Source organism: Paenibacillus sp. FSL W7-1287, assembly GCF_038004245.1.
GTDB lineage: Bacteria > Bacillota > Bacilli > Paenibacillales > Paenibacillaceae > Pristimantibacillus > Pristimantibacillus camelliae.
In genome coordinates, this window is sequence record NZ_JBBORD010000001.1 from 752,370 (window position 1) to 763,628 (window position 11,259).

11 protein-coding genes are annotated in these 11,259 nt (G+C 45.8%); all 11 read left to right on the plus strand.

Translation table 11 applies throughout. The features are described from left to right. Window positions 1-69 precede the first annotated feature (69 nt). The 11 genes from NSQ99_RS03525 to NSQ99_RS03575 all read left to right on the plus strand — a co-directional run bounded on the left by NSQ99_RS03525 (window position 70) and on the right by NSQ99_RS03575 (window position 11,259). The gene (locus NSQ99_RS03525) at window positions 70-828 is read left to right on the plus strand and encodes a DeoR/GlpR family DNA-binding transcription regulator (protein WP_340835083.1); all 759 of its coding nucleotides are present in this window, start codon (window positions 70-72) and stop codon (window positions 826-828) included. Between the two features lie 215 nt (window positions 829-1,043). Further along, complete coding sequence (locus tag NSQ99_RS03530) at window positions 1,044-1,796, plus strand: (Fe-S)-binding protein (protein WP_340835085.1); 753 nt, start codon at window positions 1,044-1,046, stop codon at window positions 1,794-1,796. Then, the gene (locus NSQ99_RS03535) at window positions 1,771-3,285 is read left to right on the plus strand and encodes a LutB/LldF family L-lactate oxidation iron-sulfur protein (protein WP_340835087.1); all 1,515 of its coding nucleotides are present in this window, start codon (window positions 1,771-1,773) and stop codon (window positions 3,283-3,285) included. Before NSQ99_RS03530 ends, NSQ99_RS03535 begins: the two co-directional genes overlap by 26 nt. Next, the gene (locus NSQ99_RS03540; RefSeq protein ID WP_340835088.1) at window positions 3,278-4,003 is read left to right on the plus strand and encodes a LutC/YkgG family protein; all 726 of its coding nucleotides are present in this window, start codon (window positions 3,278-3,280) and stop codon (window positions 4,001-4,003) included. Before NSQ99_RS03535 ends, NSQ99_RS03540 begins: the two co-directional genes overlap by 8 nt. Window positions 4,004-4,070: 67 nt before the next feature. Further along, complete coding sequence (gene rhaB, locus NSQ99_RS03545; RefSeq protein ID WP_340835090.1) at window positions 4,071-5,522, plus strand: rhamnulokinase; 1,452 nt, start codon at window positions 4,071-4,073, stop codon at window positions 5,520-5,522. Between the two features lie 1,305 nt (window positions 5,523-6,827). After that, a complete protein-coding gene (gene rhaA, locus NSQ99_RS03550) occupies window positions 6,828-8,090 on the plus strand; it encodes an L-rhamnose isomerase (protein WP_340835091.1) in 1,263 nt (420 codons plus the stop codon). A gap of 402 nt (window positions 8,091-8,492) precedes the next feature. Then, on the plus strand, window positions 8,493-9,041 hold the full coding sequence (locus NSQ99_RS03555; RefSeq protein ID WP_340835092.1) for a hypothetical protein: 549 nt from the start codon (window positions 8,493-8,495) through the stop codon (window positions 9,039-9,041). 281 nt (window positions 9,042-9,322) lie between these two features. Continuing rightward, window positions 9,323-10,189 (plus strand): helix-turn-helix transcriptional regulator, encoded by an 867-nt coding sequence (locus NSQ99_RS03560; protein WP_340835094.1) that lies wholly within the window; start codon window positions 9,323-9,325, stop codon window positions 10,187-10,189. Window positions 10,190-10,347: 158 nt separating this feature from the next. Then, window positions 10,348-10,560, plus strand: coding sequence for a hypothetical protein (locus tag NSQ99_RS03565; RefSeq protein WP_251666935.1), 213 nt, complete (start codon window positions 10,348-10,350; stop codon window positions 10,558-10,560). 25 nt (window positions 10,561-10,585) lie between these two features. After that, window positions 10,586-10,786: a hypothetical protein gene (locus NSQ99_RS03570; RefSeq protein WP_251666934.1), complete on the plus strand. Its 201-nt coding sequence runs from the start codon at window positions 10,586-10,588 to the stop codon at window positions 10,784-10,786. An 80-nt stretch (window positions 10,787-10,866) separates the two neighbouring features. Further along, on the plus strand, window positions 10,867-11,259 hold the full coding sequence (locus tag NSQ99_RS03575) for a hypothetical protein (protein ID WP_251666933.1): 393 nt from the start codon (window positions 10,867-10,869) through the stop codon (window positions 11,257-11,259).

Genomic DNA, 11,259 nt, shown 5'->3' on the forward strand with positions numbered 1-11,259 from the left:
ATACGTTATAATTTGTTCTAGATATGAAACAGGAACGTTTCAGAAAAACGTGTTGAAAAGAGGATGCGCATGCTGGTTGTAGAGCGTTATGAAAAAATTGTTCAGCTTGTTAATGAGAGAGGAAGCATACGAGTCTCTGAGCTAAGCGAGCTATGTGAGGTTACGGAAGAAACAATTCGCAGAGATTTGGATCGGCTTGAACAGGCAGGACGATTAAAGCGTTCGCACGGTGGTGCGGTTAGCGTAAAGGATGCACAGCAAGAGGTCCCTTATAGTGAGCGAGAGGTTACACGCTCGCAGGAAAAACGGCGGATTGCGGAGCAGGCGATTAAGCTTATTGAGCCGAATGATCGAATTCTGCTCGACGCGAGCACGACAGCCTGGTACATGGCCAAAATTATGCCTGACCTGCCGATTACGGTACTGACCAATTCGGTGAAGGTGGTCACTGAGCTGAGCATGAAGGAGAAGATCGAGGTCATTTCTTTAGGTGGACGTCTATCCCCCCGCTCTCTTTCGTTCGTAGGACCGATCGCAGAAAAAGCACTAGAGTCATTTCATGTAAATAAGCTATTTTTCTCGAGCAAGGGTATCCATCTTGAGCGTGGCATTAGCGAATCAGGGGAGCTGCAGGCACGATTGAAGCAGCAGATGCTCGGAGCAGCGGATCAAGCGATTCTACTTGCCGATTCTAGCAAGTTTGGCGTGCAGGCCTTTACGCAAGTGGCAGATCTGTCAGCTGTTCATACGGTCATTAGCGATAGTGATATGAGCCGTAACGTACAGGCAGCACTTGAAGCAGAAGGCATTCGAGTGACACTTGCCTAAATGAGCTTGCCGTTAGGGAGCTTGTTTTAGGCTATACGGATACTTATAGAAAACCGACGATGGTTAACCAATGATCTTGCTCATGGTCGGAATCGAACTTATTAATACTACTAATAAATGAAGACTAAAACGTCATGACAACGTAGGCTGGATAAGCATCACCGCTTGTCTAGCTTACGGTATCGTTTAATTCCAGATGAAGGCTGGTGAAAAGGATGAAGGTATCATTGTTTATTACTTGTTTAAGTGATGCAATATATCCAAGAGTTGGAGAAACAATGATGCGACTTCTTGCCAGATACGGGATTGTGCTTGAGTTTCCTAATGTGCAGACCTGTTGTGGCCAGCCTGCTTACAATAGCGGGTATTGGAAGGAAGCAAGAGCCGCTGCAAAGACCATTATTCATGCATTTGAAGATAGTGATTTTGTCGTTACACCGTCGGGGTCTTGTGCTTACATGATTCATCATTACCCTGAAATGTTTAAAGAAGAGCCCGAGTGGCAGGAAAAAGCGCTGCAGCTGCAAAAAAAGGTGTTTGAATTTTCAAATTTCTTGGTTGAGGTGCTAGGCATTCAAGATCTAGGCGCACGCTTTCCGCATAAGGTGACCTATCATCCATCATGTCATGGCAGCCGCCTGCTTGGTGTGAAGCATGAGCCAATGGCTCTGCTGAACAACGTAGAGGGCCTAGAGCTTGTTCCACTTCCATTTGCCGAGGATTGCTGCGGCTTTGGTGGAACGTTTGCGATTAAGATGTCAGATATATCAGGGGCAATGGTGGCGGAGAAGGCAGAGCATGTTATCGAGACGGAGGCCGAGGTGCTTGTTGGCCTTGATATGGGCTGCCTGATGAATATTGCTGGGCATTTGCGTTATCGTAATCAGCCGGTGCGGGTGATGCATCTGGCAGAGCTGCTGTACGAGGGGGTGAGCTACAGCGATGAGCATACAGCAAACCGAGCTTAAAGGAACGGTCAAGGAACGCGCGCAGCTGGCCTTGAACAATGATTTTTTACGACAGGCCGTTAAGTTTACGACAGAACGACTGCGCAGCGGCAAGCTGAAGGCGGCAGAGGAGCATGGAAACTGGGAAGAGTGGAGAGAGCGCGGACGGCAAATTCGGCTTCATACGATTGCTCACCTTGATTATTATTTAGGTGAATTTGCAAATAACGCGAGAGAAAACGGAGTACATGTTCATTTTGCCGATACAGCGCAGGATGCGATTAGCATCGCACTTCAGATCGCAAAAGCGAAGGAAGCCAAAAGCGCGGTGAAGTCCAAGTCGATGGTAACGGAAGAAATTCACCTCAATCAAGCGCTGCAATCCATCGATTGCGAGGCAATTGAAACGGATCTTGGCGAATACATTATTCAGCTAGCGAACGAAACGCCATCCCATATTATTATTCCCGCTATTCATAAAAATCGTTATCAAATTGCAGAGCTATTGTCCGAGGACGCAGGTGAGCAGCTACCGCCTGAAACATCTGTACTCGCAGGCTATGTGCGTAAAAAACTTCGCGAAAAGTTTTTACAAGCAGATATAGGGGTAACAGGCTGCAACTTCGCAATTGCAGAATCGGGCTCCATCGTATTGTTCGAGAATGAAGGCAATGCGCGAATGGTATCGACCGTGCCGAAAACGCAGATTACATTTATGGGCATGGAGCGCATCATTCCGTCTTGGGCAGATCTTGAGGTAATGGCAACGCTATTGCCGCGCTCCGCTACAGGACAGAAGCTGACGGTATATATGTCAGGTATTACTGGTCCAAAGCGAGCAGAGGACGGCGACGGTCCAGAAGAGATGCACATCATTATTCTTGATAATGGTCGGTCCTTGCAGCTAGGTGATCCAGAGTTCCAAGAGCTGCTGAACTGTATTCGCTGTGGTGCTTGTTTGAATGCTTGTCCTGTCTATCGTCATATCGGCGGCCATGCTTACGGTGGCACATATAGTGGACCAATTGGAGCAGTGCTAACACCTGCGCTAAAGAAGAATGTAGCAGAATGGGATGATATAGCGAACGCCTCAAGTCTTTGCGGGGCATGCTATGAGGCTTGTCCAGTGAAAATTCCACTGCATGATATGCTCGTGTCCTTGCGCAGACGTAAGGTTGAAGCGGGGCATGACCATCCGCTAGAGCGTATGGGCATGAAAGGCTTTGGCACAGTGATGTCCAATGTGAAGGTGTATCATCGGGCGCTGAAGCTTGGCAAGCTTGGTCAGAAGGTTGTTGTTAGAGATGGGGGCATTCGAGCGAAGATTGGTCCGCTTAAAGGCTGGAATTCGCACCGCGTAGCACCGAGCATCTCCAAGCAGCTTTTCCGTGAACAATACGGTGAGCTTCGATCAGAGCTAGATCAACAGGCAAAGGCGGCCGATCCAGCTGTTGCCGCTCGTATGCGAGAATGGCTGACAGGACGAGATGGAGGTGCATCGCATGAGTGAACATCGTGAAGATTGGTTGAAGCAGCTAGATGAGGCTTCAAAGCAAAAGCAGGAGCAGTTTTTGAATGGCATTGCGGCGAAGCTGCAACGTCCTCGAATGACGCAAAAGCCGCAGCGTCCGCTGCAAGGGGCACCTGAGTTTTGGGAGCAGTTTGAGCTGGGTGAAGTTGAAAAGCTTGAGATGTTCCAGCGCAACTTTGAAGCAGCGGGAGGCTATGTGCTGCGAGCTGCTACGCTTACTGATGCAAGCAACATTATTGTAGACAAGGCAGTAGAGCTGAAGGCCATGCATGTACTGCGTCAGGATGAGCAGCTGCTGGAGCAGCTGGGCCTAGAGCAGGCTATGCCGCAGGTGAAGGTACGAAGCTGGAACGATGATGCGATGGAGGACTGGAAGGCAAGAGCAGCTGAGGCGGATATCGGTGTGGTGCTAGCGGATTACGCCGTTGCCTATACAGGCTCGCTTGCTTTACTGTCCAGTAAGACGAAGGGTCGCTCCGTCAGCTTACTGCCAACGCTATTGTTCGCGCTTGTCCCGCGAAGCTCAGTGGTGACGAGACTCGGAGAGGTGCTGAAGCCGCTAGATGAGTTAAAGCGCTTGCCAGCTGGGATACATTTCGTATCTGGACCTAGCCGTTCTGCTGATATTGAGAACGATTTGACGATTGGAGTACACGGTCCAGGTATTGTTTATACGATTATTATTGATGAGCTTTAATGAGCACGTCGGATAGATGACGTGCATGGAGCACTAAGTCCATTATCTTCAATAAGGAGAGGGCGCGATGAACGATCATATTGCAGTCGATATCGGTGCATCGAGCGGTCGATTAGTACATGGCAGGCTCGAGCAAGGCAAGCTCGTCTTACAGGAGCTGCATCGTTTTGCTAACGGATTTCAACGCAAGGGCAATCATGACTATTGGGATATTGAGCAGCTGTTCCAACAGATTTTAATAGGACTGCGTAAAGCGAAGCAAGCAGGCATTGATCGCTGCACGCTCGGTATCGATACTTGGGCGGTCGATTATGTGCTGCTGGATGATCAGGGCGAACGACTTCATGATGTATACGCATATCGTGATGCACGTACGAATGGTGCTCCTGATCAGCTCCATCAGCATATTACCCGTGAAGCGGTCTATAGCAAAACGGGCATACAGGAGCTGCCGTTCAACACGCTGTATCAGCTGTATGTCCATGACGACAAGCAGCTGAAGGAAGCGGCACAGATCCTATATATTCCTGATTATTTATATTATCGTCTGACTGGAAAACGAATGAATGAAGCAACAAATGCTTCAACGAGTCAAATGATTCATTTGGCAACGGGGCAGTATGACGATGAGCTGCTGGAGCTCGTTGGCGTAAGACGTGAGCAGTTTGCTCCATTAATAGAGCCAGGCGCCACGCTTGGTCCGCTTCAGTCAAGCCTGCAGCAGAGCGGAGAGCTGCCTCATTGTGAGTGCATCGTAGTACCAACGCATGATACCGCATCGGCTGTCGTTGGTGTGCCGGCCGCTGAGTCTATTCCTTGGGCATTTATTAGCAGCGGGACATGGTCATTGCTTGGCATGGAGCTGCAGCAGCCGCTGCATGATGAGCGGGCGATGGCACTAAATTATACGAATGAACGGGGCGCATATAACACCTTTCGTTTTTTGAAAAACATAATGGGGATGTGGATGATTCAAGAGGTTCGTCGTCTGCAGAACAATGAATACAGCTTTGCTGAGCTTGTGGAGCTAGCAGCTAAGGAGCAGCCATTCCAGTCGCTTGTGCGCTGCAATGATACGCGCTTCCTTAATCCGGAGCATATGATTCAGGAGCTGCAGGATTATTGCCGTGAGAGAGGGCAAGCTGTACCGCAAACCGCTGGCGCCATTGCTCGAACGATATTTGATAGTCTCGCGTTAACGTACTACGACTATATGAATGAGCTTGAGCAGCTGACAGGAAGAAAGCCAGAAGTGCTTCATATCGTTGGCGGTGGAGCGAACAACGGACTGCTCTGTCAGCTAACCGCTGATCTGATCCAGCGAGAAGTAAAGGCGGGCCCTACAGAATCAACTGCAATAGGCAATCTCGTCGTACAGCTAATAGCCTGCGGCAAGCTGGATGGAGTGACAGAAGCACGCAGCCTTATTGCTGATTCCTTTGACGTTGTAAGCTATGGACCACGGGGGCAGGACAAATTAGAACAGGTACTCCAACGTTGGCGCAACCTAGAGGGGTAGTTAAAAAGATCCGACTTTGATGACGATGTTACTTCAATGGAAGCTGATTCGACGGCGAATATGGGGTTCAACCGAAAACTGCGGTGCTCACGTACCAAGTACGTACGCTGCGCTCCTTATTTTCTAGTTTCACCCCATCTTCTTGGTCCTGAAAGCCGAATTTTTTTAACCTCTATTGGAAGGGTAGTTAAAAAAGTCCGACTTTGATGACGATGTATTGCGTTGTAGTGTATTCGACGTCGAATCTTGCACGCTAGCGAAAACTCCATTGCTCACGTACCAATATCGTACGCTACGCTCCTTATTTTCTATTAGCGACCAAGCACCTTGGTACACTAACAAAAACTACAGCGGAGCTTACCATCTCTAAAGCGACCTCCTGACGAAGGAAGGTCCGAGCGTAGAGAAGGTAAGCGGAGCGCTGAAAGCCGAATTTTTTAACCTCTATTGGAAGGGTAGTTAAAAAGATCCGACTTTGATGACGATGTTACTTCAATGGAAGCTGATTCGACGGCGAATATGGAGTTCAACCGAAAGTTTATGCTTTCGTAGTATGTTTTTCACGAAAACATTTTAGGTGCTCACGTACCAAGTACGTACGCTACGCTCCTTATTTTCTACTAGCGACCAAGCCCCTTGGTACACTAACGAAAACTACAGCGGAGCTTACCATCTCTAAAGCGACCTCCTGACGAAGGAAGGTTCGAGCGTAGAGAAGGTAAGCGTAGCGCTGAAAGCCGAATTTTTTAACCTCTATTGGAAGGGTAGTTAAAAAAGTCCGACTTTGATGACGATGTATTGCGTTGTAGTGTATTCGACGTCGAGTCTTGCACGCTAGCGAAAACTCCGTTGCTCACGTACCAATATCGTACGCTGCGCTACTTATTTTCTATTAGCGACCAAAAAGCTCTTTGGTACACTAACAACAACTACAGCGGAGCTTACCATCTCTAAAGCGACCTCCTGACGAAGGAAGGTCCGAGCGTAGAGAAGGTAAGCGTAGCGCTGAAATTGACGATGTAATGCTACCAAGGGTTAAGGCTTGAAGAAGTATTTCCAGCACCAGCGAAGTTTACCATCTCTAAAGCGACCTCCTGACGAAGGAAGGTTCGAGTGTAGAGAAGGTAAGCGTAGCGCTGAAATTGATGATGTAATGCTACCAAGGGTTAAGGCTCGAAGAAGTATTTCCAGCACCAGCGGAGCTTACCATCTCTAAAGCGACCTCCTGACGAAGGAAGGTCCGAGCGTAGAGAAGGTAAGCGGAGCGCTGAATGTACAAACCATAAATAGAATGGAGGCGTATCCATGGATCAAAGCGTTGTTGACAGCTATAAGCTGGCGAAGGAAATGTATGCAAGACACGGTATTGATGTAGAACGTGTGCTAGAGAAGCTAGCAAACATTAAGGTCTCGATCCATTGCTGGCAAGGCGATGATGTGCAAGGCTTTTTGTTCAAGGACGAATCATTAAGCGGTGGCATAGCTGTTACGGGTAGCTATCCCGGACGTGCATCAACACCTACAGAGCTTCGTCAAGATTTGGAGAAAGCGTTGTCACTCATTCCGGGAAAGCATAAGGTAAATCTGCACGCGATCTATGCAGATACCGATGAGAAGGTCGACCTCGATCAGCTAGAGCCAAAGCATTTTGCTAATTGGGTGGAATGGGCGAAGGAGCAAGGGCTTGGACTTGATTTTAATCCGACGTGTTTCTCGCATCCCAAGGCAGACGATGGCTTTACGCTAAGCCATCCAGATGCTAGCATCCGTCAGTTCTGGATCGACCATTGCAAAGCCTCGCGCAAAATTGCTGAATATTTCGGTAAGGAGACAGGTCAAACCTGTGTCACTAACTTCTGGGTGCCCGATGGCTACAAGGATATTCCGGTTGATCGTTTAGCTCCGCGTCAGCGCTTGAAGCAATCACTAGATGAAATTTTCGCTGAGCCGATTGATCCGAAGTACAATGTAGATGCAGTGGAAAGCAAACTGTTCGGGATCGGTTCAGAAAGCTATGTAGTGGGCTCGCATGAATTTTATATGGGTTATTCCATTGCCAACAACAAAGCGCTTTGTCTAGATGCAGGACATTTCCATCCAACAGAGGTGATTTCCAACAAAATCTCCTCCATCTTGATGTACATTGATGAGCTGCTGCTGCATGTAAGCCGTCCTGTACGCTGGGATAGTGATCACGTAGTTATTATGGATGATGAGCTGCTGGATATTGCACGTGAGCTGGTGCGTGGTGAGCTGCTCGATAGAACACATATTGGACTAGACTTCTTCGATGGCAGCATTAATCATGTCGCAGCTTGGGTAATTGGTACGCGTAATACAATCAAAGCGCTGCTGCGAGCGATGCTAGAGCCAGTGGAGCAGCTGCGTGAGGCTGAGCTGAATAAGGACTACACGTCTCGTCTTGCCATTACCGAGGAGTTCAAGTCTTACCCGTTCGGCGCCGTATGGGATTATTACTGCGCAACAGCTGGTGTGCCAGTGCGTGAAGAGTGGCTGCAGCAAGTGAAGACGTATGAGCAGGAAGTACTGCTGAAGCGGGTGCAGTAGTGGTGGCATGATAGAGCTGTCGCTGGTTCCGTAGTTATATTCAATAAATAGTAGATCTGTAGTTACGACTTAGGTCAATCATTAAGCATTAATCGATTATTCTTTTTCAGAAAACATAAAGCCGTTCTCTAGTTATGTACTGGTTAGGGAGTTACTCCCAACTTTCCAGCATAGAATGAGAACGGCTTTCTTAATGTCTACTAGAAAGAATGGTGTGATGAATGGTGTGATTATACCTAATAAGAAAATGAAGTAGCCTCTAAAGTTATTTCAATCAATCATATAGAAGAATATGGTAATCTTATATTGGGTGAAGATTGGGCGACGAATTAAAGTTGCCGAAAGTAAGCTAAACATCACTTTACAGCTTCACTTATAAATGTTTAGGAGGACACCATGAATATGACGAATAGGTATCACCGATTAAGCGAAAGTAATGTCATCATGCTGCTTGCGGCAGCACTAATGTTCCTCCTTGTATCCGGCTGCTCAAGCGAGGCTGAGTCCGAGTTGCAAGGCGATGAGCGCATAGCGGCTGCTGCTCTCGAAGCGAAAGGCTATAAGATCGTCACTGCTTTAGGTGAGTCGGATGCATATGTCCTGCACGAAGAGAAGCTTACCGAACATCTGTATATGAATATATGGTCTGTTCAAGAGGTAGAGCCAGAACAATATATTGGCAAACTAGTTACTAATTATGGTTTTATCGTGTCAGGACACCCATTGGAGCACACGTATGCCTCTGCTGATCAAAGCTCAGCGTACGAGTATCATACTAAAGTCATGCTATCAGAAGGGAAAGTGTTTGGTGGTTATTCATATCCGGTAAGGAAGGATGGGGATTTTTTAATGGGAGGCGTCTATTCTATAGACGGAAAGACTCAAGAGGAGATAACTGGACTTAGTTATAGTGAATGGCTTGCACAATGGACGAAGAAGTATGCCGAATAATGTCTAATAAATTTGTGAAAAAGACTGCAGCCGCAGTCTTTTTTTACATGAAATTAAAAACCATGAAATAAATCGACAAAAAAATAAAAACATATATACATAACTAGTAAAAAACTACTACCAACGATACATTTATGATAGAAATTATGCGAATTAGGATAAATTAACCAATTTATATCGATTGCCTGTTATATTAACGATAACCTGTTATATTATATATTGTTAATTTCTCACATCAATAGTTATTGAGATACAGATGAAAACATAAAGGAGCTGAGGATTTGGCTATTACGTTTGAAGTTGAAACGGAAAAGGTTAAACAGCCCTGGAGAACCATTACATCGTTAGACATTAAGCTATTGAAGGATTGTGAAACATATAGGCAGTCAGAGCCACATTACTATAACCAAATAACTTTCAAAGAAAGACTAAGTGGAATACAGCTACATCATTATTACAAAAATAATGAGTTATATATGGATACGGTGAAAAAGCATTGCGAGAATGCATATGCAAGCATGATTAAATCGATCCTTTTTGTTTTTACAACGCCAGATGGGGTTGTTCTATCACTTACTGGACCGCAGGAGCTCATTCGATCACTCGATCAGCAGCACAATTTAGGTGAAGGCTCTGTCTTTACCGTTCAACATGCAGGGCTAAATGCAATCAGCTTTTCCATGCAAATGAAGGACTGGGTATATGGAAGCGGAGCCGAGCATGATTTCAACGTAGTTAAGGATTGCGATTGCTTCTGTAGTCCTGTACGTGAAAATGGCGAAGTTATCGGCTATTTGGGTATGTCGTTCTCGATGGAGGAAGATCATCTCTTAATGGCAGCACTATTTTCGATGACGCTAAAGTATATTGAGGAAGAGCTGGAGAAGCAATCATCATCAAGCAGCAAGGCCGTTGTCTACGACCGTTTCCAACAGTACCGCTTATCCCCAAGAGAAAAAGAGATCGGGTATTTGTGGATGAATAATTATAGTGCGCTGAGAATTGCTAGCGAACTAGGATTGACCGAAGGCACTGTTAGGAACGTCATAAAAAATGTATATCGCAAGGCTGAAGTATCAGATAAAGGGCAATTCATTAGAAAGTTTTTAATTGGAATGATGAATTCTTATGTGCTTATGATCGTGTAAATATATAATTACTCGTTTACAATCAATTAACACCAAATGTCTAATTTGGGATATATTATGAAATGAAAAGCTATGTTAACTTGTAATAGGCAAGTACATAATGCTAGGGTCACTTCAGCTTTGGCCAATATTAGTTAACGAAATGGGAGGGATTTGGAATGAGTAAATTTACTGAATTGAGCAAATCAGAAATGCAACAAACCAATGGAGGCGTGATCGCTTTAGCTTATCTAGCGGTAAAGGGCGTTGCTTATTTGGCAGCTTCTACAGCGTTTAGAGCAGCGGTAGTGGCGGGCGTGAAATATGTTGGAGCGGGAATCACAGTTGGAACGGTTGGCGGTTATGTTTACAACAAGGTAAGAGGTAAATAATCATAGCCGAAAAGGAGGTATGGAAATGGATAAGCTACAAACTAAAGGTATGGTAGAGATGAGTAAGGAAGAGCTTTCTACAGTTAACGGAGGCATTGGCGGTCTAGTCGTTCTAGCTGCTCGAGGCGTTATTGCTCTTTCAAAGGTTCCAGCTGTTCGTAAAGCAGCTGCTGCAGCCGCTGTTGGTGCTGGAGCTTGGATCGGTTGGGATCTTACTCGCAAGTAATGCCTAGCTCATAAATTATAGAAGAAATCATGTCGCATATATTGTGTCATGATTTCTTCTATTCATAGGAGGAAACTCATTTGATAAAAAATAAAGGCACGGTGTTATGGGCGTTAACTGCACTTGCGATGAGTGCCATTATAACTGTTGAATATTGGTCAGAAGGCTCGGTTTCTAGCTGGCTAATCTTTGTGTGGTTATATAATATCAATTTCCTAATATACTCCATATGTAACGATGGAAAATTAATATTGTTTGAGAGTGATAGAGTACATAACAGTAAGTTTAGTGAGTTTCACTTTTCAATTAGTTTAGTTAGACTCCTCATGATTATTGGACTAGTATTGCTCGAATTAGCAGAGCTCGTAAATACATATATTTATGTTTTAGTGCTGACGGTTATCGTCGTAGATAGTGTGATGATGATATTCCGTAGAAGGATGAACAAGCTAAATAATAAATCAGTGGAGTAA